19 protein-coding genes are annotated in these 22,484 nt (G+C 39.0%); 11 read left to right on the plus strand and 8 right to left on the minus strand.

Going from position 1 to position 22,484, the window contains the following annotated elements:
• The first annotated feature begins 418 nt into the window (after positions 1-418).
• The 9 genes from porV to C8P64_RS11595 all read left to right on the plus strand — a co-directional run bounded on the left by porV (position 419) and on the right by C8P64_RS11595 (position 9,788).
• Entirely contained in the window at positions 419-1,570 is a 1,152-nt protein-coding gene (porV, locus tag C8P64_RS11555; protein WP_108172258.1) for a type IX secretion system outer membrane channel protein PorV, read from the plus strand.
• 82 nt (positions 1,571-1,652) lie between these two features.
• On the plus strand, positions 1,653-2,135 hold the full coding sequence (cdd, locus tag C8P64_RS11560; RefSeq protein ID WP_108172259.1) for a cytidine deaminase: 483 nt from the start codon (positions 1,653-1,655) through the stop codon (positions 2,133-2,135).
• Positions 2,136-2,245: 110 nt separating this feature from the next.
• A complete protein-coding gene (gene pdhA / locus C8P64_RS11565) occupies positions 2,246-3,247 on the plus strand; it encodes a pyruvate dehydrogenase (acetyl-transferring) E1 component subunit alpha (RefSeq protein ID WP_108172260.1) in 1,002 nt (333 codons plus the stop codon).
• A 3-nt stretch (positions 3,248-3,250) separates the two neighbouring features.
• Positions 3,251-4,939 (plus strand): pyruvate dehydrogenase complex dihydrolipoamide acetyltransferase, encoded by a 1,689-nt coding sequence (locus tag C8P64_RS11570; protein ID WP_108172261.1) that lies wholly within the window; start codon positions 3,251-3,253, stop codon positions 4,937-4,939.
• Between the two features lie 62 nt (positions 4,940-5,001).
• Positions 5,002-5,970, plus strand: coding sequence for a M28 family metallopeptidase (locus C8P64_RS11575; protein WP_108172262.1), 969 nt, complete (start codon positions 5,002-5,004; stop codon positions 5,968-5,970).
• Positions 5,970-6,653: an SDR family NAD(P)-dependent oxidoreductase gene (locus C8P64_RS11580; protein WP_108172263.1), complete on the plus strand. Its 684-nt coding sequence runs from the start codon at positions 5,970-5,972 to the stop codon at positions 6,651-6,653. The genes C8P64_RS11575 and C8P64_RS11580 overlap by 1 nt, the downstream gene beginning before the upstream one ends.
• 3 nt (positions 6,654-6,656) lie before the next feature.
• The gene (locus tag C8P64_RS11585; RefSeq protein ID WP_108172264.1) at positions 6,657-7,256 is read left to right on the plus strand and encodes a SprT-like domain-containing protein; all 600 of its coding nucleotides are present in this window, start codon (positions 6,657-6,659) and stop codon (positions 7,254-7,256) included.
• A 4-nt stretch (positions 7,257-7,260) separates the two neighbouring features.
• Positions 7,261-8,352, plus strand: coding sequence for a mannose-1-phosphate guanylyltransferase (locus C8P64_RS11590; protein WP_108172265.1), 1,092 nt, complete (start codon positions 7,261-7,263; stop codon positions 8,350-8,352).
• 2 nt (positions 8,353-8,354) lie between these two features.
• Positions 8,355-9,788: a DUF389 domain-containing protein gene (locus C8P64_RS11595; RefSeq protein ID WP_108172266.1), complete on the plus strand. Its 1,434-nt coding sequence runs from the start codon at positions 8,355-8,357 to the stop codon at positions 9,786-9,788.
• Here the strand turns inward: C8P64_RS11595 and C8P64_RS11600 are convergent, their stop codons facing one another.
• Positions 9,789-10,553, minus strand: coding sequence for an ABC transporter ATP-binding protein (locus C8P64_RS11600; protein WP_108172267.1), 765 nt, complete (start codon positions 10,551-10,553; stop codon positions 9,789-9,791). It abuts the gene before it with no gap.
• A 3-nt stretch (positions 10,554-10,556) separates the two neighbouring features.
• Positions 10,557-11,294 carry an MlaE family ABC transporter permease gene (locus C8P64_RS11605; protein WP_108172268.1) on the minus strand — a complete coding sequence of 246 codons (738 nt, stop codon included), beginning with the start codon at positions 11,292-11,294 and terminating at the stop codon, positions 10,557-10,559.
• Between the two features lie 116 nt (positions 11,295-11,410).
• Here C8P64_RS11605 and pafA point away from each other — a divergent pair, with 116 nt between their 5' ends.
• Positions 11,411-13,042 carry an alkaline phosphatase PafA gene (pafA, locus tag C8P64_RS11610; RefSeq protein WP_108172269.1) on the plus strand — a complete coding sequence of 544 codons (1,632 nt, stop codon included), beginning with the start codon at positions 11,411-11,413 and terminating at the stop codon, positions 13,040-13,042.
• A gap of 3 nt (positions 13,043-13,045) precedes the next feature.
• Here pafA and C8P64_RS11615 read toward each other — a convergent pair whose 3' ends face one another.
• The 4 genes from C8P64_RS11615 to gcvP form a co-directional block, all read right to left on the minus strand.
• Positions 13,046-13,894 carry a glycosyltransferase family 2 protein gene (locus tag C8P64_RS11615; protein ID WP_108172270.1) on the minus strand — a complete coding sequence of 283 codons (849 nt, stop codon included), beginning with the start codon at positions 13,892-13,894 and terminating at the stop codon, positions 13,046-13,048.
• Positions 13,895-13,946: 52 nt separating this feature from the next.
• Positions 13,947-14,468, minus strand: a complete 522-nt coding sequence (locus C8P64_RS11620; protein WP_108172271.1) for a methyltransferase domain-containing protein — start codon at positions 14,466-14,468, stop codon at positions 13,947-13,949.
• 1 nt (position 14,469) lies between these two features.
• Positions 14,470-15,531: a 3-oxoacyl-ACP synthase III family protein gene (locus tag C8P64_RS11625; RefSeq protein ID WP_108172272.1), complete on the minus strand. Its 1,062-nt coding sequence runs from the start codon at positions 15,529-15,531 to the stop codon at positions 14,470-14,472.
• Between the two features lie 130 nt (positions 15,532-15,661).
• Entirely contained in the window at positions 15,662-18,511 is a 2,850-nt protein-coding gene (gene gcvP / locus C8P64_RS11630; protein WP_108172273.1) for an aminomethyl-transferring glycine dehydrogenase, read from the minus strand.
• Between the two features lie 135 nt (positions 18,512-18,646).
• On the opposite strand from gcvP, the gene C8P64_RS11635 reads away from it, so the two are divergent.
• Positions 18,647-19,486: a UbiA prenyltransferase family protein gene (locus C8P64_RS11635; RefSeq protein WP_108172274.1), complete on the plus strand. Its 840-nt coding sequence runs from the start codon at positions 18,647-18,649 to the stop codon at positions 19,484-19,486.
• A gap of 237 nt (positions 19,487-19,723) precedes the next feature.
• Here C8P64_RS11635 and C8P64_RS11645 read toward each other — a convergent pair whose 3' ends face one another.
• Positions 19,724-20,275 carry a sigma-70 family RNA polymerase sigma factor gene (locus C8P64_RS11645; protein WP_108172276.1) on the minus strand — a complete coding sequence of 184 codons (552 nt, stop codon included), beginning with the start codon at positions 20,273-20,275 and terminating at the stop codon, positions 19,724-19,726.
• Between the two features lie 96 nt (positions 20,276-20,371).
• Positions 20,372-22,402: a M3 family metallopeptidase gene (locus C8P64_RS11650; RefSeq protein ID WP_108172277.1), complete on the minus strand. Its 2,031-nt coding sequence runs from the start codon at positions 22,400-22,402 to the stop codon at positions 20,372-20,374.
• Positions 22,403-22,484: the final 82 nt, after the last annotated feature.

Here is a 22,484-nt window from a genome sequence, read left to right on the forward strand (position 1 = left end):
ATTATTTCCTTCTTTATGATAGAAATTTAGGCTTTGCAATATACTAATTAACGATAAATGTACAAGATTATTTTGTTAATTCTAAAAGTCCGGAAATTCCTATAACTCTCTGATATGCTATAACCTAACTTTGTTTTATATTCGGTTTATTTCTAAGGTTTTATGGGTTGAAAATCCATGACAAAATTAAACGGTAAACATTCCGGAAAATTGTCTGGGTTTGTCATTTTTATCGAATTTAAGTGCCACTTGTCTCTTCATTGCAATAAATTCAATTAAATTGAGTTATATTCAATAACCCCTAATTTTTTTATCAATTTGATTTTACTGGAATTACCTAATTAAGAAAGCTTTTTCGAACAATGGTTCTTTCTTAACAGGAATATTACTATATATTTGTTTATCATTAACTACGATAATGAAAAAAATTACATTCTTTTTGATAACGGCAGTTTTGTTTGCCGACTTTTCAATTTTTGCACAGAACGATCGGGATAGGGTGATAACTACTGCTGTTCCATTTCTACTGGTAGCAGCAGATGCGCGTGCTGCCGGAATGGGTGATCAGGGTGTAGCAACCTCGCCAGATGTGTTCTCGCAACAATGGAATCCAGCCAAGTATGCTTTCGCTACAAGGGAAAATGGAGTTGCGGTTACCTATACTCCTTACCTGAGCGAAATTGTAAATGATATATTTCTGGGAAGCCTTAATTATTTTCATAAGATCAATGATCGTAGCGCAATGTCTGCGAGTTTAAGATATTTTAGTCTTGGTAATATTGAAACCAGGGAAACTTTTGAACAATTCCCGAATACAGTTAATCCAAATGATGTTACTCTTGATGTCTCCTATGCCTTGAAATTAAGTGAGACTTTCTCTATGGCCGTTGCTGGTAGGTATTTAAGGTCAGATCTGGGTTTACAGGATCTTGAAGACCTTGGTGCTGCATCTACTTTTGGTGTTGATGTCGCTGCTTTTTATGAAGGAGAACAATTAACCCTTAGTAACTTTGATGCCAGATGGAGGTTGGGTGCCAATATTTCTAATATTGGACCTAAAATGAAATATGATGATGCCGGGCAGGAGAACTTTATCCCGACAAACCTGAAACTGGGAGCCGGCTTCGATTTTATATTCGATGCAGATAACCGTCTGGGGACTTATGTAGAATTCAATAAATTATTAGTGCCTACTCCACAGGATTTTGATGGTGATGGAGATATAGATGCTGAAGACGATCAGGAATATAATGATATAGGTTCTATAGAAGGTATCTTCAAATCATTTGGTGACGCGCCAGATGGTTTTTCAGAAGAGCTTAAAGAAGTTACCCTGGCATTAGGGGCAGAATACTGGTATCAGGATAAATTTGCCTTGAGAGCTGGTTATTTTAATGAAAGCGAGGAAAAAGGTTTCAGGAGATTCTTTTCTCTAGGAGCAGGATTCGCTTATGAATCTATTGTGATCGATGCTTCTTATTTATTTTCAACTTCGTCTGTTCCGAGTCCTTTAGAGGGAACACTTAGATTCGGACTAAGTTTTAATTTTGGTGACAGCTTCACTAATTAGAATTATCAAAAATCTTAAAACTATCTTATAGGTACTGGAAACCCATGTGTTTTCTGTTACCTTGTCTCTCCAATTAATATATATGAAGCCACTTACTATTACTTCACGCCTTGAGGTATATGATTCTATCGATGAAACTCCAGAGGATGTTCAGGAATTGATGCAGAAAGCTATTGAAGTTAGAGATACTGCTTATGCTCCTTATTCCAAATTTAAGGTGGGAGCTGCAATTTATTTGGAAAATGATGAAATTGTAGTTGGTAGTAACCAGGAAAATGCTTCGTATCCTTCTGGATTATGTGCTGAAAGAACAGCGGTTTATTTTGCCGGAGCAAAATTTCCCGAAACCAGGATTTTAAAGATCACTATTTCTGCGAAATCCATGAGGCATCAGGTTGTTTCTCCAGTACCGCCATGTGGGGCCTGCAGACAGGCTTTAGTTGAATATGAAGTCAAGCAGGAAGAACCTATCGAATTATATTTTATGGGGGAAACGGGAAAAGTGGTAAAAGCCGATTCTGTAAAGGATCTGCTGCCATTAATTTTTGATAGTTCCTGTCTATAAGGTTTTCGTTATTTTTTGCTACAAAACTGTTTTCGTTTCTTAACGAAAATAGTATTTTTGTTATCCGCTTGGCAAAACCAATCTGTCTGGCCTTTAAATATAAATTTTAGATGAAGAAAATTACAAAAGCCACATACTTAAAGTGGTACGAGGATATGTTGTTTTGGCGCAAATTCGAGGATAAGCTTGCGCAGGTTTATATTCAACAGAAAGTTAGAGGGTTTTTACATTTATATAATGGGCAGGAAGCTATCTTAGCTGGTGCACTTCATGCAATGGATCTTGAAAAAGATCGTATGATCACCGCTTACCGTAACCACGTTCAGCCAATCGGGATGGGAGTAGACCCAAAAAGAGTGATGGCAGAGCTTTATGGTAAGAAGACAGGTACTTCAATGGGACTAGGTGGTTCCATGCACATTTTTGCCAAAGAGCAGAGATTTTATGGTGGTCACGGAATCGTTGGAGGACAGATACCTCTAGGAGCCGGACTTGCCTTTGCAGATAAATATCACAAAAGAGATAACGTGACCCTAACTTTTATGGGTGATGGTGCTGTAAGACAGGGATCTCTTCATGAAACTTTGAACATGGCCGTGAACTGGAACCTTCCAGTAGTTTTCTGTGTAGAGAACAACGGTTATGCCATGGGAACTTCAGTTGCCCGTACTTCTAAAGATACTGAGATCTGGAAATTAGGTAATGGTTATGAAATGCCTTGTGGTCCTGTAGATGCGATGGATCCTGTGAAGGTTGCTGAAGCTCTGGACGAAGCGATCACAAGAGCAAGAAAAGGTAATGGTCCTACATTCCTGGAATTAAAGACGTACCGTTATAGAGGTCACTCTATGAGTGATGCTCAAAAGTACCGTACCAAGGATGAGGTTGCTGAATATCAGAAACTGGACCCTATTACCAAGGTTCGTGATATTATTAAGGAGAAGAAATACGCTTCAGATAAAGAAATTAAAGAGATCGATAAACGCGTTAAGGAGAAGGTTGCTGAATGTGAGAAATTCGCAGATGAATCTGACTTCCCTGATAAGAATGTAATGTATGACGTTGTTTACGAACAGGAAAATTATCCGTTTCTAGCACATAAATTAGATTAAACTATGGCAGAAGTAATCAAAATGCCACGTTTGAGCGATACCATGGAAGAAGGTACCGTTGCAAAGTGGCTGAAACAAAAAGGAGATAAAGTAGAAGAGGGAGATATTCTTGCCGAGATCGAAACCGATAAGGCGACGATGGAGTTTGAGTCTTTCTATGAAGGTACTTTGCTGCATATTGGAGTTGAAGAAGGAGACGGAGCACCGGTTGATGCACTACTTGCTATAATTGGTGAGGAAGGTGAAGATATTTCAGACCTTTTAAAAGAAGCTGAAAGCGGAGATTCTTCAGACAAGGAAGAGGATAAATCAGAGGAAAAGGATTCAAAAGAAGAATCTAAGTCTGATGACGATTCTGATGATTCTGATGATTCCGAAGAAGGAGACGGGGAACTGCCTGAAGGAGTAGAAATTATTAAAATGCCACGTTTAAGCGATACCATGGAAGAAGGAACCGTGGCAACATGGCTTAAGCAGGAAGGCGATAAAGTTGAAGAGGGTGATATCCTTGCTGAGATCGAAACCGATAAGGCAACAATGGAATTCGAATCTTTCTACGATGGTACTCTTTTAAAGATCGGTATACAGGAAGGTGAATCTGCAAAGGTAGATAGTCTTCTTGCAATTATTGGTCCGGAAGGAACAGATGTTTCTAAAATTGATACTTCTGGAGGAGGAGCTAAAAAGTCTTCTAAGTCTTCATCTGAATCTAAGGATAAAGAAGAGTCATCTGAAGAGTCTTCAGATGATTCCTCAGATAAAAAAGAAACTAAATCCCAAACCGAAACTAAAGACGGCGGTAGAATCTTTGCTTCTCCACTTGCTAAGAAAATGGCAGAAGATAAGGGCATCGATCTTTCTGAAGTTTCAGGTTCTGGTGAGAACGGAAGAATTGTAAAGAAAGATATAGAGAACTTTAAAGGCGCAGAGAATAAACCTGCTGCTGAAGCTAAAGCTGAATCAGCGGAGAAAACGACTGCCTCTGTACAACCTTATACTCCTGCAGGAGAAGAAAGTTTCGAGGAGCGCAAGAATTCTCAAATGCGTAAGGTGATCGCCAAGCGTCTTGGAGAATCTAAATTTACTGCTCCGCATTATTACCTTACTATAGAGGTAGATATGGAGAACGCAATGGCTTCACGTAAGCATATCAATGAAATGCCAGATGTAAAGGTTTCATTCAACGATATGGTTATTAAAGCATCTGCTATGGCTCTAAGAAAGCATCCGCAGGTAAATAGCCAGTGGACGGGCGATACCATGAAGATCGCCAAGCATATCCATATGGGTGTTGCCGTAGCGGTTGAAGAGGGACTTGTAGTTCCAGTTTTAAAGTTTGCAGATCAAATGTCACTTACTCAAATTGGAGGTAATGTGAAAGATCTTGCCGGGAAAGCAAGAAATAAAAAGATCCAGCCAGCCGAGATGGAAGGAAGTACTTTTACTGTTTCCAACCTTGGAATGTTCGGGATTGTAGAATTTACAAGTATTATTAATCAGCCGAACTCTGCTATCCTTTCTGTAGGTACGATCGTAGAGAAGCCGGTGGTTAAAAATGGTGAGATCGTAGTTGGTAATACTATGAAACTTACTCTTGCCTGTGATCATAGAACAGTAGATGGCGCAACAGGAGCTGCATTTTTACAAACCTTAAAAACGTATCTTGAGAATCCAGTGACTATGCTGGCTTAATTCAAGCTTCTAATAATATATTGAATCCCGCTTAATCGCGGGATTTTTTTATCTTTAGCAATATGAGAAAAAATAAGATCACACTACGTTTCAGCGCATTATTGATAATGCTCTTTTTGTTTCAAATAAGTACCGCCCAATCTTCAAAAACTAATTCAAATAAAGTTTCAGTTGAGGAAGTTCAGAAGGATCTCAATTATCTTTCTTCAGATGAACTCGCCGGTAGAGAAACCGGGAGTGAAGGGATAGAAAAGGCTGCGAAATATATAGAAGAGCATTTTAAAGAAGCTGGTATTAGCCCTTATTTTGATACATACAGAGACGATTTTCAGGTTAATGACCGTAAAGGTTATAATGTTGTAGGTCTTCTTGAAGGAACAGATGAGAACCTCAAGGATGAATATATTCTTTTAGGGGCACATTACGATCATATAGGAAATGGTAAAGCCGTAGATGGGGATAATATTGCTAATGGTGCGAATGATAATGCTGCAGGTACGGTAGGAGTTCTTCAGCTCGCAAAACATTTAGCAATTTCAAATGATAACAAGAGAAGCATCATTATTGCCTTATTTTCTGGCGAAGAAATGGGACTTAAAGGTTCTGAGCATCTTGCCGAAAGATTAAAAGAAGAAGGTATAGACCTCTATGCCATGATCAATTTGGAAATGATAGGAGTGCCTATGAAAGCTAAGGATTATAAGGCATATATAACCGGTTTTGACAGGTCTAACCTTGCTGAAAAATTCAATGAATATTCGGGTGGAGATAAGGTATTGGGGTTCCTGCCACAGGCTGGCCAGATGAACCTATTTAAGAGAAGTGATAATTATCCTTTCTATAAAGAATTCAATGTGCCTGCTCAAACCATCTCTACATTCGATTTTTCAAACTATCCCTATTATCATCACGTAGATGATGAAGCGGAATTTCTGGATGCGGAGCATATGGCAGATCTAATAGAGGATCTTATCCCGGGTATACAGAAAATAGCTAATACAGCAGACAGGGAAATCAAAATGAATTTATAATGAAAAATATAGTTATAACCGGTACAAGTAGGGGAATAGGTTTTGAAATGGTCTCTATTTTTGCCGGAATGGGATATAATGTGCTGGCACTTTCCCGAAATGAAAAGCCGGTAACAGACCTGGGACTGGAGAATGTAAAAGCTTTTTCTTTTGATATTACCAGCGAAGACAGCCATTTGAAAGCTGAAAATTATATAGTGCATCACTGGGATTCTAAAGTAGATGTGCTTATTAATAATGCCGGGGCTCTTTTAAATAAACCTTTTGCAGATTCTACATGGGAAGACTTCAGTGAAGTCTATAAAGTGAATGTTTTTGGAGTAGCCGAGGTTACCAGGAAACTACTCCCATTTATGCATAAGGATTCGCATGTTTTGACGATTAGTAGTATGGGAGGCATCCAGGGAAGTATGAAATTTCCGGGACTGGCGGCATATAGTAGTAGTAAAGGCGCAGTGCTTACTCTTACAGAGTTACTGGCCGAAGAATATAAAGAAAGTGGTCCATCTTTTAATGCCCTGGCATTGGGAGCGGTTCAAACTGAAATGCTGGAAGAGGCATTTCCAGGTTACGAAGCTCCGGTTTCGGCAAGAGAAATGGCTGAATATATAGCAGATTTCAGCCTGAAAGGACATAAGCTCTATAATGGTAAAATTCTGCAGGTGTCCAACAGCACACCCTAAAGCATGAGAGATATTCTTGCTAAATACCTGCCGGTAAATGCCGTGGAACCTGTTTCAGAACTCATTAAAATGAACGGAGTTCATCTCAAGATCGTGAATGAACGTGTTACCAGGCACGGGGACTATAGGAGAATGCCAGATGGTTCACAGCAGATCACCATCAATGCGAATCTGAATAAATACAGGTTTTTGATCACCAGTATTCACGAGATCGCTCATCTCGTCGCTTTTGAAAAGTATGGCAGGACCATTAAACCTCATGGAGCCGAATGGAAACATTGTTTTAGGAGTTTAATGTTGCCTTTTATAAGACCAGAAGTTTTTCCGAATTCGTTGCTTCCGGTCATTGCAAATCATTTCAGAAATCCAAAAGCGAGTAGTGATACCGATGCGAAATTATCTGTAGCCCTAAAGAGTTTTGATCCCGATAACGATAAAAACTATATTTTTGAGATCCCTTCCGGAAGTTTATTCAAGATCCATAATGGGAAAACGTTTAAAAAAGGTCCTAAAAAGATCAAGAGGTATGAGTGTCTGGAAGTTGATACGGGAAGGATATATTTATTTCAGCCCAATGCTGAAGTACATTTAATTAAGGTTTGAAATTATGACTGGGACTAAAAAAGATAAATATTATGCAATTCTCATGGCCGGTGGTGTTGGTTCACGATTCTGGCCTTCGAGCAAAGCATCTAATCCTAAGCAATTCATAGATATTCTTGGGGTAGGTGAAACATTGTTTCAAACTACTTTTAAAAGACTTTCGGGATTGATCCCTGCAGAAAATATTTACGTGCTTACCAATAAGAAGTACGTAGATATGGTCAAGGAGCAGATTCCTCATGTAAAAGATGAACAGATAGTTCCTGAACCCGAGATGCGTAATACCGCTCCAAGTATATTACTGGGAGCTTTAAAGATCAGGAAAAAGAATCCTGACTCACTTATAGTTGTTGCTCCCAGTGATCACTGGATAAAGGAAGAAGCAGAATTTATGGATTCCATACAGGAAGCCTTTAATTATGCTGAAGAGGAAGATCGCTTGATTACCCTTGGGATTGAACCTGACCATCCTAATACTGGCTATGGTTATATTAAATATGACGAAAGTTCTGATGAGTCAATAAGAAAAGTTGAGCGTTTTACTGAAAAGCCACAGGTTAAACAGGCAGAGAGATTTCTTGAGGAGGGAAATTATGTCTGGAATGCCGGCATCTTTATTTGGAGCTCTAAATTCATTGTTGAAAGCTTTAAAGAGCATCTTCCGGAAATGTACAGGCTGTTTGAAAAAGGAGATGAGGTTTGGAATACAAAAGAGGAAGAAGATTTTCTTGAAGAGAATTATAGTAAGGCTGCCAATGTTTCTATCGATTACGGGATCATGGAAAAGTCTGATTCGGTATTTGTGATTCCGGTAAGTTATAGCTGGAACGACCTGGGAACCTGGTCTTCTGTTCAGAAAGAATTGCCACAGGACGATAATGGGAATACCTCTATTAACTCCAGGCTGGTGGCCGACGATTCAGAGAATAATATTATTTCTACACCAGATAAAAAGATAGTAGTTTTAAAGGGAATTTCAGACTATATCATCGTAGAGGATAAAGATGTTCTTATGATCGTACCAAAATCTGAAGAACAGGAAATTAAACAAATACGGGAGAAGGTGATGAAGGATTTTGGGGAAGATCTAGGATAAAAATGGCAAATACAGAAAAAAAAGAGACTAAGGAAAAACTACCGGGTAAGGATAACCTAAGGGAAGACGCTAAGGAAATTCAAAAAAAAGCCAGGAGTTTTATTAGTCGTTTACTAGACCTGCACGAACATACAGACAGGGAATCTACGGTAGAAGCAGTTCAAAAAGATATTTCCTTTAAGGGGCATAATGCCTGGATTCTAATCTTTTCAATTTTTGTCGCTTCTATTGGTCTAAATGTTAGTAGTACCGCGGTTGTTATAGGTGCCATGCTTATTTCTCCCCTAATGGGTCCAATCGTTGGAGTTGGTTTAGCTGTTGCGATCAACGATGTGGATACTTTAAGACGTTCTTTCGTTAACCTGGGTATTATGGTGGGTTTAAGTGTTATCACTGCCTCTATTTATTTCTTTGTTTCGCCAGTGAAAGAAGAAACACCAGAGCTTATAGCAAGAACCTATCCTACAATTCTTGATGTGCTGGTAGCTATTTTTGGTGGTCTGGCTCTTATAATTGCAAAAACTAAAAGAGGAACCATTGCCAGTGTGATCCTCGGGGTAGCGATAGCCACTGCGCTTATGCCACCGCTATGTACTGTGGGCTATGGAATAGCGAACGCTAAATGGGAATTTGCTTTAGGGGCATTATATCTATTTTCTATTAATGCAGTGTTTATTGCACTTTCTACTTTTGTGGTAGTAAAACTACTTGGATTCCCATTAGTGAGATATGCCAATAGTAGAAGAAGAAAAAGAACCGCCCAGATCGCTTCGACCATTGCGATCATTGTTATGATCCCAAGTGTGATCTTATTTGTAAACCTTCTTAGAAAACAGGTTTTTGAGAGTAAGGCACGTGAGTTCCTTTCAGAAACAGTTCGGTTTACCGGGACTGAAGCTTTGAAATCTACCAGCAGCTTTAAGGATAAGACCATTGACGTATACTTGATAGGTAACCCGGTTCCCTATGGAACGATCGAAACCTGGCAGGAAAGAATGGGGGAGATCGAAGCTTTAAAAGAAGCAAAGCTTATCGTGCATCAGGGTGCAGATCAAACTCAGGACATCAACAGGTTGTCTACCGAGCTAAGAAGCGGAATCCTGGAAGATCTTTATGTAAAGAACCAGGAAGCTTTGGAGGATAAGAATAAGCGTATAGAGCTGCTGGAAACAGAGCTTTCAAAATACAGGGGTGATGCCTTTTCATTTTCAGACCTGAGCAAGGAAGCTAAGATCAATTATGAGAATATTGAACAGATGGGATATTCAAATCTTATTTCCACTAATTTCGACAGGCAGGATACCATTCCAACATTTACCGTAACCTGGAATTCCAAATTAAAGAATTCGGAATTAAAGGAACAGCAGGAAAAATTTGAGAAGTGGATGAAAGTGAGACTAAATCTCGATACCCTCGCCATTAAGAATGTGCGTTAATTACATTCCCTGTTGCTGGGCTTTTCTAACCTTCTGGAATAGATTGGATGAATAGACGAATTCGGTAACGGCTTCATCTTCTGTTTTAAAGATCTCATCCTTGGTGCCTTTCCAGGCGAGTACGCCTTCTTTTAAGAAAGCGATCCTTTCGCCAATCTCAAGAACCGAATTCATATCGTGGGTAATAAGAACGGTAGTAATATCATTCTCATGGGTTAATTCCATGATGAGGTTATCTATAACCGTCGCTGTTTGTGGATCCAGACCTGAGTTAGGTTCATCACAAAAAAGGTACTTTGGCTTATTTACGATCGCTCTTGCGATCGCTACCCTTTTCTGCATCCCACCACTAATCTCTGAGGGCATTTTATTGCCGGTGCCTTCAAGGTTTACCCTTTCCAGTACTTCATGAACCCTTTTAAGCATTTCGCTCTTTCTTTGCTTTGTGAACATGGTTAAAGGGAACATTACGTTTTCTTCTACGGTCATGGAATCGAATAACGCTCCACCTTGAAAAAGCATACCCATTTCTGTTCTAAGCTCTCGTTGTTCCTCATCAGAAAAAGAAGAGTATGGTTTACCATCGTATTCGATGGTTCCCTTATCTGCTTTAAAAAGGCCAAGCATACATTTTAGAAAAACACTTTTTCCTGAACCTGACTGTCCAATGATCAAATTGGTTTTTCCTCTTTCAAAAGTATAATTGATACCCTTAAGAACTTCCTGCTCGTTAAATCCTTTATGTAAGTTTTTTACCTGTATCATAGCTTAGCTTAATAAGAGTTGGGTAACCAAGTAATTGGTTACAATTAGAACTACACTGGTCCACACAAAAGAAGTAGTTGATGCTTCTCCAACCTCAAGTGCTCCACCTTTCATATAATAACCGTGATAGGAAGGTACTGTTGCTAAAATGAAGGCAAAAAGGAATGTTTTTATAAAAGCATAGGTAAGATGAAAACCATCAAAATCGTCCTGAAGTCCTGTTATAAACTGGTCTGAAGTCACAAAACCACCAAACACGGCTGCACAATATGCTCCTGCAATTCCCAAGAACATAGAGACCGCAATGACAAATGGATACGTAAGCATGGCGATGATCTTGGGGAAAATCAGGTAATTTTTAGAATTAATACCCATAACCTCCAGGGCATCTATTTGCTCTGTAACCCTCATCGATCCAATACTCGAAGTTATAAATGAACCAACCTTACCCGCCATAATTATGGATATAAAAGTAGGTGCAAATTCCAGGATGATAGATTGTCGTGCTGCAAAAGCTACCAGTGACTTTGGAATTAATGGGTTATTTAAATTTAAAGCGGTTTGGATGGCGATAACGGCTCCAATAAAGAATGAAAGAAATGAAACTATTCCCAGAGAGCCCATGATTAGCTCGTTGATCTCTTTGAAAATAAGGTTTTTTAAGACCGAACCTTTGGTCATTCGGCCAAAAACTCCCTTAAGCATTAAAAAATATTCCCCAATGGAGTGCAGGTAGGTCATTAATTGATTTTTGAAAAGCTAAAATACTAAAATTTCGTTCTAAAGTATTTACGGCTTAATTAAACTTTAGCGTTTGAAGTTTAGTATTTTTGAGGTGTTTTAAATTTTTTAACCATATGAAACGCTATTTATTCGCTTTATTACTCTTAATAGGATTGTCGCCTCTAAAAGCGCAAATCACAAATGATAAACCTAAATTGGTTGTAGGTATCGTAGTAGACCAGATGAGGTACGATTATCTTACCCGTTTCTGGGACCAGTTTGAGAACGGTGGCTTTAAACGTCTTGTAAATGACGGATTCACCTTCAAGAACACTCATTTTAATTACGTGCCTACCTATACCGGTCCGGGGCATGCTTCAGTATTTACAGGGACTACTCCGGCATATCACGGAATCATCAGCAATAGCTGGTTCAATAAATTTGAAGATCAGTTTGTCTATTGTGCAAGTGATCCATCGGTGCAATCTCTGGGTACGGAAACTAGAGCAGGAGAAATGTCTCCAAATAGAATGTTGTCTACCACTTTTGCAGACGAGAACAGGCTGCATACACAGATGAAAGGTAAAACTATTGGCGTTGCTCTAAAGGACAGGGGCGCAATTCTGCCGGCAGGTCATACTGCCAATGCTGCTTATTGGTTCAATGGAGGAACAGAGGCAAATTGGATTAGCAGTACCTATTACATGGAAGAACTGCCTAAATGGGTACAGGATTTCAATAAGTCTGATAAAGCTGAATCCTACTTAAAAACATGGAAACCTTTAAAGAATATAGATACTTATTTCCAAAGTGGAAGTGATATCAATGAATTTGAAGGTGGATTTAATGGAATGGAAACGGCTTCATTTCCTTACGATCTTAAGAAGATCGCTCCCGATAATGGAAATTATGAGTTGATCAAAGCCACTCCCTTTGGAAATGATCTAACGGCTGAATTTGCAAAAGCGGCAATTAAAGGAGAGCAACTAGGAAAAGATGATATTACCGACGTGCTTACACTCAGTTTTTCCAGTACAGATTATGTTGGTCACAATTTTGGGGTGAATTCCAAAGAAGTACAGGATACCTACATGAGGCTCGATCTTGCAATCGCCGATGTTCTGAATTATCTGGATGAAACTGTTGGAGCAGGTGAGTATACTGTTTTCCTGACAGCAGATCATGGCGCAGCAGATGTTCCAAATTATTTGAAGTCAAAAAAGATACCAGCGGGTAATTTTCAGGATTCAGAATTGATCATGAAACTTGGACAGTTCGTTGCTGAAGAATATGATTCTGAAGAATTGATCGCTAATATTTCCAATAGTCAGGTTTTCTTTAATTATTCTGAATTAGAAAAGGAGAAAGTTGATGCTGATGAATTGGAGGATAAGATCGCACATTTTTTGCTTCAGCAGGACAACATCTCAAGGACGTTTACCCGTAAACAACTACAGAGCGGTTCTTTTGATAAAGGGATCGGAAGTTTGATAGAAAACGGTTTTAACCAGAAAAGAAGTGGTGATGTGGTCTATGTAATGGATCCAGGATATATCGTTTTCCCTGAGACCGGAACAACTCACGGTAGCGGCTTCTCTTACGATACTCATGCGCCTCTTATTTTCTTCGGAAAGGGAGTTAAAAAAGGAAGCACCTATAAGGAGGCATATATTAATGATATTGCACCTACGATTTCAGCAATGCTGGGGATCGCTTTCCCTAACGCCGCCACAGGTAAACCGCTAAGCGAAATGCTGGATAAATAAAATCTAGGCGATCTTCTTTCGAATATTCGCCCAGCGTAATTTTCTAATAAAACGACCTTCTTCTTCGGAAACGAGAAAGGGTCGTTTTTTCTTTTTGGCCTTAAAGTATCCCGAGACATAATGAAGAAAGGCGAAAGGATTCATTTTCATGGCAGCTAGTTTTGCCGAAGCGATAAGGCTAAGCATGGTGCCATATCTCAACCTGTAAAAAGCTTCTCCCTGTTTACGGCCTGAATGTTCAAAGTAATTCATTCCGGTAGGTCTAAGATGTTTTACGAGCAGGCTTTCATCTGTAACCACTTTCCATCCATGGAATCTCGCCAGTAATTCGTCTGCAGTGTCCCAGCCCATGGCTGGCTTTAATTCTCCTATCTGAATAAAACAATGTTTACGGTAAGCCTTTAGTGCTCCGCGAATATGGTCCTTACCGGTTAAGTTTTCAGGGATCCACTGGTTCTTTCTCTGGATACTGCAAAAACCGCCAACTATTCCTGCTTTTGGATCATTTCTGAAATGCTCGACTATTTTTTCGAGGTAATTTTCCGGAAAAATAAGATCTGCATCGAATTTACAGATGACGTCAAATTCATCTTCGAGTTTGTAATAGCCCTTGTAAAATGCATTTATAACCTTGCTTCCGGGAGCATGTTCGTTTGAAGAATTGTTTTTAACCAGTTCGATGAACGGATATTTGGAGGTAAATTTTTCTACGACTTCAGAAGTGTTATCGGTAGAGCTGTCGTCCACAATAACTACCTTATTTGGTAGAAAGCTTTGGTCGACCAGGGATTGCAGTGTCTGGCCTATGAAATTAGCCTCATTATGAGCAGGTATAACAATATCTATCTTCAAGGCAGGTTCATTTTACTTTGAAGTGCTAAGATAGAATTTTCGACTTAGACGCTTAGGTTCTTTCCGCGTAAACCGCATAGTAGCGCGGAGTAAATTTCCGAAGAATAGGTCTGATCCCTATTTTATTAACAGGATTGGTCCACTTTAAAGTTTCCTTGATCTCCCAGCCGCTTTTCTCAAAAAGCCAGTCGAATTGCCAGTCCTCAAATTCGTGGTAATGCCGGTCCCATTTATCGGTTTTACTGCGATAGGCCGGGGAAAACCATAATTTAAGGGGAACACTAGCCAAGATCTTATCAGCCTTTATCTCTCTAAGAATATTGTAAGGAGCTAAAAGATGCTCAAATATCTCAAAGGCAGTGACCAGATCGTAAGTGTCATTCTTTACTGCTGAAAAGTCATTGTCAAGATCTTCACCAGAAGTGTTGGTCACTTCATAACCATGTTCTTGCATGATCTCTGAGAAAGGATTCTTCACTCCAAGATCAAGCACTTTTGCCGGTGGAGGCACAAGTTCTTTTAAAAATTCTAAAGTCTTTTGATAACGTTTTTCGGGAAAGCTATTCTCGTACATTCTAGATCTCGTAAGTGATCGCATTCACATTCATTCCTGCGCCTACACTTGCAAATAGTACTATGTCCCCTTTTTCAAGTTTCTGGCCTTCGATCTTTCCTCTGGTAACCAGGTCAAAAAGAGTTGGTACTGTTGCAACACTGCTATTACCCAGTTCGTGAATGGTCATTGGCATCACATCTTCTGGTGCGGTTAATCCATGAAGTTTATAGAAACGATTAATAATGGCATGATCCATCTTTTCGTTGGCCTGGTGAATGAAAATTTTCTTTAGGTCTTTAATTGTTTTACCACTTTCTTCAAGGCACTCTTTCATTGCATTAGGTACATTCGTTAATGCAAATTCGTAGATCTTTCTACCATGCATTTTTATATACCTGACGTCTTCAGAAGCCTCAGTGCTATTGGATTTTCCAAAATAAATATATTCAGATTCCTGAAATGAGAAAGTGGCAGAGGCATGAGACAGAATTCCAGATTCTTTATCACTGGTAGTTTCGACGATCACAGCGCCTGCACCATCAGAGAAAATCATGGAATCTCTATCGTGTTTGTCAACCACACGAGATAAAGCCTCAGCTCCAATAACAAGACATTTTTTTGCCATCCCAGCTTTAATAAAAGCCTGTGCATGGATCATACCTTCGATCCAACCCGGGCAACCAAATAAAAGATCATATCCTACACATTTTGGATTTTTTATCCTTAAATGAGATTTTACTCTTGTGGCAAGACTAGGAACAGTGTCACTTTGGTTGGAATTAGATTTTACATCACCATAGTTATGGGCTACGATGATATAATCTAAAGTTTCAGGGTCTATACCTGAACTTTCTATAGCCTTCTGACTTGCTATTACCGCGATATCTGAGGTGTTGAGGTTTTCGTCTATATAACGTCTTTCTTCGATTCCCGTGATCGCTTTGAATTTACGAATCGTAGTTTCGTTATCATGGGGGAAATTTGATCCATCAAGATTATAGAACTCATGTTGATCAAAATCAGCATTTTTAGTAATAACATTTGGTATATAACTTCCAGTTCCCGTGATTTTACAATTCATCAGACTTTATTAAAATTAAGTTTACAATTTAATTAAATACTCCAAAAGAGCTATTAAATTAAGTGAAATTTTGGTCGAAAAAAAACCTGCCGGCTGACAGGTTTTTTCTAATTGTTTTGTAGCAAGTCTTCTAAGCTTCAGCGTATTCTTCAGTTGGAGGACAGGTACACATAAGGTTTCTATCTCCAAAAGCTTCATCAACTCTTCTTACACTTGGCCAGAATTTATTGTCGTGTAAATGACTTAAAGGATACGCCGCTTTTTCTCTCGAATATAGTAATTTCCATTCATCTGAAGTTAACATATGGATAGTATGCGGAGCATTTTTCAAAACGTTGTCAGGTTCACTTAGAGTGCATTCGTCTATTTCTTTTCTTATTGAAATCAATGCATCACAGAAACGATCCAGCTCTGGTTTACTTTCACTTTCGGTAGGCTCTATCATCATAGTTCCGGCAACCGGGAAAGAAACGGTAGGAGCGTGGAAGCCGTAATCTATCAGCCTTTTGGCAATATCGGTAACTTCAATACCCTGTTCTTTAAACGGTCTGCAATCGATGATCATCTCGTGAGCAGCACGTCCTCTTTCTCCTGAGTATAGAGTTTTATAATGACCTTTAAGTCTCTCTTTAATATAGTTTGCATTAAGGATAGCATATTCAGTAGCTTTTTGAAGTCCGCCTGTACCTAACATTTTTATGTATCCATAAGAAATAAGACATACCAGAGATGATCCCCAAGGTGCTGAAGAAATAGCTCCAATCGCTTTTTCTCCACCTGTTTTAATTACCGGGTTTCCTGGTAAGAAAGGTTTAAGTTGTTCTGCTACACAAATTGGTCCAACTCCTGGTCCACCACCTCCGTGAGGGATAGCAAATGTTTTATGAAGATTCAGGTGACAAACATCAGCGCCAATTCTACCTGGATTGGTCAATCCAACCTGGGCGTTCATGTTCGCTCCATCCATATAAACCTGTCCGCCATTTTCATGGATAATATTAGTGATCTCGCGAATTGCAGATTCAAAAACTCCGTGAGTTGAAGGATAAGTTACCATCAACGCCGCAAGATTATCCTTGTATTTTATAGCTTTTTCTCTAAGGTCGTCAACATCGATATTTCCGTTCTCAGAAGCCTTGGTAACTACAACCTTCATTCCTGCCATTACTGCAGAAGCCGGGTTGGTACCGTGGGCTGAAGAAGGGATCAAACAGATGTTTCTATGCGAATCTCCGTTTGCTTCGTGATAAGCTCTAATAACCATTAGTCCAGCGTATTCTCCCTGTGCACCAGAATTTGGCTGAAGGGAAGTTGCCGAGAATCCTGTGATCTCCGTTAACTGATCTTCTAATTCTTTCAATACGATTTGGTAACCTTCAGCTTGCTCCACCGGAACAAACGGGTGAATATTCCCCCATTGTGGATTACTTAAAGGAAGCATTTCTGAAGCTGCGTTCAGCTTCATGGTGCAGGATCCTAAAGAGATCATCGAATGGTTTAAGGATAGATCCTTACGTTCCAGTTTTTTAATATAACGCATCAATTCAGTTTCTGAATGATACAGGTTGAAAACCTCGTGAGTAAGGAATTCGGTCTTTCTTTCAAGATTTTCAGGAATTGCAGTTCTTGCTGGCAATTCTTCAACTTCAGATTTTTCCTTGTCTGCTAATTCAGCAAAGACAGCTATAATAGCATTAAGATCATCTGTAGTGGTAGTTTCATTAATAGAGATACAGGCGCTTTCAGCATCTGGGTAGAAGAAATTGATCTCATTCTTCTCTGCGATCTCTTTCAGTTTAGAGCTATCTGCCTTAACGTGAATTGTATCGAAATAAGCAGAGTTCAATTGCTCGAATCCTAGCTTTTTAAGATTGTCTTCCAGGGCAACTGCCGAAGCGTGAACCGTGTTCGCAATATATTCAAGGCCTTTTGGACCATGATATACGGCATACATTCCAGCCATAACAGCTAACAAAACCTGGGCAGTACAAATATTTGAAGTTGCCTTGTCTCTTTTTATATGTTGCTCTCTAGTTTGAAGAGCCATTCTTAGGGCGTTATTCCCGTCAAGATCTTTAGTTATCCCAATGATCCTTCCAGGAAGGTTACGCTTATATTCTTCTTTAGTTGCGAAAAATGCTGCGTGAGGTCCACCATATCCTAGTGGGATCCCAAATCTTTGGGTAGTTCCAACTACTACATCTACACCAAGTTCACCCGGAGCCTGAAGTTTTACCAGGCTAAGGATGTCTGCAGCAAAGGCAGTCTTGATATTCGCATTCTTACAATTTTCAACAAAATCTGCGTAATCAAAGATCTGTCCGAATTTTCCTGGATACTGTACCAGCGCACCAAAGTATTCTTCTGAAAAATTAAATTTCTCATGATCACCAACCACCATTTCAATTCCAAGGAAATTAGCTCTTGTTTCCATCAAAGAGATGGTTTGAGGTAGCACCTGTTGAGAAACAAAGAATTTATTTACTTCAGCTTTCTTCTGCTTGCGATCACGCACGGCATATAAAAGAGCCATTGCCTCAGCAGCCGCTGTAGATTCATCCAGTAAAGAAGCGTTCGCCAATTCCATTCCGGTAAGGTCACTTACCATGGTCTGGAAATTAAGCAGCGCTTCAAGACGTCCCTGAGCAATTTCTGCCTGATAAGGAGTATAGGCAGTATACCAACCCGGATTTTCAAAAATATTACGCTGGATAGGTGCAGGTAAAATAGCCTGGTGGTACCCTAAACCAATATAAGTTTTGAAAACCTTGTTCTTTTCAGAAAGCTTTTTGATATGTTCTGCATATTGGTTCTCGCTCATTGCCTTTGGAAGGTTTAGCGGGCTATGCAAACGAATGTCATCTGGCAGGGTTTCGTAAATTAGTTGCTCTATAGACTCAACGCCGATAGTGTCCAGCATTTCTTGAAGATTTTCTGCTTTAGGACCTATGTGACGTAATGCGAAAGAATCTGTTCTCATTAGAATAAAATAGTTGTGTTTTTCGTGCTGCGAAAATACATAATTTCAAGCTAATTTTTTGCAGTTTAATGATGTACAGTTGTTAAGATTTTAGTGCAGAATTTTTGAGTTTAAATTAATGTGTAATTTCGTAGGATGAAGTATTTGAAAAATGCTTTTGAACTCTATATAAATAGCAGTATTCATGTCTCTTTGGCGGTGGTAGCTTTTACGCTCATCACTTTTTTTGAACATGATCTGGAGATTGATTATAACCTGTTATTTTTTATTTTTCTTGCTACCGTTACGGGGTATAACTTTGTAAAATACGCCGGTATAGCAAAATTGCATCATCTAAGCCTGGCAAAAAATCTCAGGTATATCCAGATCTTTTCCCTTATTTGTTTCCTAGGTCTTATCTATTTCACGTTCCAATTAAAGCTGTCTGTATTACTAGCTACGGCAATATTGTGTGCTTTTACAGTTTTTTATGCTATTCCGGTTTTTGGAGAAGGGAAGAATTTACGCAGTCTGCCGGGACTTAAGATATTCATTATTGGTATCGTTTGGGCTGGGAGCACAGTGTTATTGCCTTTGATCAATGCTGAGAAAATTCTTGGCGTAGATCTTATGGTGGATTTTATTCAGCGTCTTATGCTCGTTGTGGTGCTCACACTTCCGTTTGAAATTCGTGACCTTAATTTCGATAATGAAAGGTTGGGAACCATTCCACAGAAACTGGGAGTTTACAAAACCAAGGTCTTTGGGTTCGTATTGATATTAATAATATTTTCAGCAGAGCTTTTACAAAATTCTTTTAAGAATACAGCATTTTTAGCTCTGGCAATCATGCTTATTTTAAGTGGAGTCTTTTTGTGGAAAGCTGGTAAGGATCAGGGGAAATATTATTCGTCTTTCTGGGTGGAGTCCTTACCGCTATTATATGTGGGAATATACCTTTTGCTTAATTTCTTTCTTCTACCAGTTCCTTCTTGATCTCTTTGCGCCATTGCTCTTTATTTTCATCGGGGCAGGTTTGGATCTTTGATTTTTCTATTAAACTGGTGAGTTTGGAATTTTTAGAGGAGAAGCTTCGGCAGGTTTTGCAGAAAGTTAAGTGAAACATCAATCTTACCTTATCAAAAAATTTCGCTTCCTTGTATTGTGACTTATTACAGCACTCAGCGGCTTCGGAACAGTCGATAAAAAAAAACTTGCTTTTATTACTCATAATTAGAACCAATTTTTTTCTAAACAGGCTGCCAAAGCGGTTCTGGCCCTGTGTATTATAACCCAAAGGTTAGACGGCGTGATATTAAATTCATTACAGATAGCTTCAGTATCTGCGCCATCAATTGTTTTTCTTTTAAATATTTCAGCGTGCTTTTCATTGATACTGTCCAGGCATTCCAGGATGGCAAGACCCAGTTCAGTATTCTCCATTTCATCCTCGGCAGTTTTGTCAAATTGGTCTGCTACCTGTTCCTCCAGCCATTCTCCTTCATTGTAATCGTCAGAATAATTGATCTTAACTTCTGCCTGGCCTTTTCGCGAATTGATTTTGCGATAGTAATCTATGATTTTTCTTTTTAAAATCGAAATTAACCAGGTTCTTTCGCTGGCTTCACCTTTAAAATATTTGGCAGATTTAAGTGCGGCTAAAAAAGTTTCTGAAATGAGATCATTCGCTACCTCACGATCGTTCACGCGAACAATCGTGTAATTAAAAAGGTAATCTGAATATCTATCGACCCATTTGTTAGGGTCGAGGGTGTTAGCAGGCATTATTTAAATTTCATCGGTTCTAATCAAAAATAGCAAAAGAAAGATTAGCAATCGTAGTGTTAAGATAAGAATTCTCTATTAGCCAAGCGTCTTCCGTTATTTTGAGATCAGTCCGGCTCTTCTTAAAAGAGCATCTGGTTTAGGTTCCTTTCCACGGAATCTTTTATACAGCTCCATAGGATGTTCGGTTCCACCTTTAGATAAAATATTCTCTCTGAACTTATCTGCAATATCCTTGCTGAAGATGCCATGCTCGGTAAAATATTCGAAGGTGTCTGCGTCCAGCACTTCTGCCCATTTGTAGGAGTAGTAACCTGCGGAATAACCTCCCTGGAAAATATGAGAAAAAGCTGTACTCATACAATTAGATTCAACGTCAGGGTATAATTTGGTAGGCTCAAATGCTTCTACCTCATGTTCTTTAACGTTAGTGACCCCTGAAGGATCTATAGCATGCCAGCTAAGATCCAGCATTCCAAAACTAAGTTGCCTTAACGTGGCCATCCCTTCAAGGAAATTAGCAGACTCTTTTATTTTAGTAATATATTCCTGTGGAATAGCTTCTCCAGTTTTATAATGTTTTGCGAAAAGCTGTAAAGCCTCTTTCTCATAACACCAGTTTTCCAGAACCTGACTAGGTAACTCAACAAAATCCCAGTAGACATTCGCTCCAGATAGACTTGGATAGGTCGTGTTTGCTAACATCCCGTGTAGAGCATGACCAAATTCATGAAATAGAGTAGTAACCTCGTTAAAAGTTAGTAAAGAAGGCTCTTTTGGGGTTGGTTTAGTGAAATTGCAAACAATAGAAATATGAGGTCGTTCGTTTTTATCATTCTGAACGTACTGTTGTTTATAGATGGTCATCCAGGCACCATCCCTTTTTCCTGGTCTAGGGTGAAAATCTGCATAGAATAAGGCGACATCTTCTCCTGTTTCGTTGGTAACCGCGAAGGTTTTTACATCTGGATGATATTTATCGATATTACTTACTTCTTTAAAATTTAAACCATAAAGCTTTTCAGCAACAGTAAAAACCCCATCGATCACATTTTCTAATTTGAAATATGGTTTAAGTTTTTCGTCATCAAGGTCAAAACGTTTTTGTTTTAGTTTTTCCCCATAGAAGGCCGAATCCCACTTTTGCAACTGATCAATTCCATCAAGGTCTTTTGCGAAATCTTCCAGTTCCTGAAATTCTTTTTTTGATGCCGGTTTTGCTTTCTCCAGCATTTCGTTCAAAAACGATTCAACTTTTTCTGGCGTTTCAGCCATTCGCTCTTCCAGAATAAAATGCGCATGAGATTTGAAGCCTAGTAATTTTGCTCTTTGATATCTAAGTTTAGCGATCTGTAGAACATTTTCCTGATTGTCCAGTTCATCATTATGGAATCCCCGAGATCCAAAAGCAAGCGCCAGTTCTTTTCTTAACTCGCGATCCTCGGCATATTTCATAAAAGGGATATAGCTTGGGTATTCAAGGGTGAAAATCCAGCCTTCCTTTTCTTTAGACTCAGCAACAGATCTGGCTTCTTCCTTAAAACTTTCCGGTAGGCCGCCTAATCTGGATTCATCGGTAACCTGAAGTTCATATCGGTTGGTTTCGGCAAGCACGTTTTCACCAAACTGCAGTTTCAATTTAGCGAGCTTTTTATCTATTTCTCTTAATTCAGCTTGTTTTTCTTCAGCCAGGTTAGCTCCGTTACGCGTAAAGGCTTTATATTTTTTCTCCAGCAGGGTTTCCTGTTCTTTATTAAGCTGAAGAGAGTCCTTGCTTTCGAATACCGATTTTATCTTTTGAAAAAGCTCTTTATTAAGAATAACATCATTTTTAAATTCAGATAAGACCGGAGAAACTTCCTGTGCGATCTTCTGAATTTCTTCATTTGTTTCAGCTGAATTAATATTGAAAAAAATGCTGGTTACCCTATCGAGTTTCTTTCCTGAAAATTCCAGGGCCTCTATCGTATTTTTAAATGTGGGAGTAGCTTCAGATTTTACAATCTCATCTATTTCTTCCTTCGCCAGCTCAACAGCTTTTAAAATAGCCGGTTTGTAATCCTCTGTCTTGATTTTAGAGAATGGAGCATATTCAAAATCTGTAAGTAAAATATTCTGAGAACTCATATGTGGTATGTGTTTTAACGCTATTAATAAAATTAATTAACGCAAATGATGATTTTTAAGAAATTTTTAATACTTTGGTCTT

The organism is Christiangramia gaetbulicola, from assembly GCF_003054225.1.
Taxonomy (GTDB): Bacteria; Bacteroidota; Bacteroidia; order Flavobacteriales; family Flavobacteriaceae; genus Christiangramia; species Christiangramia gaetbulicola.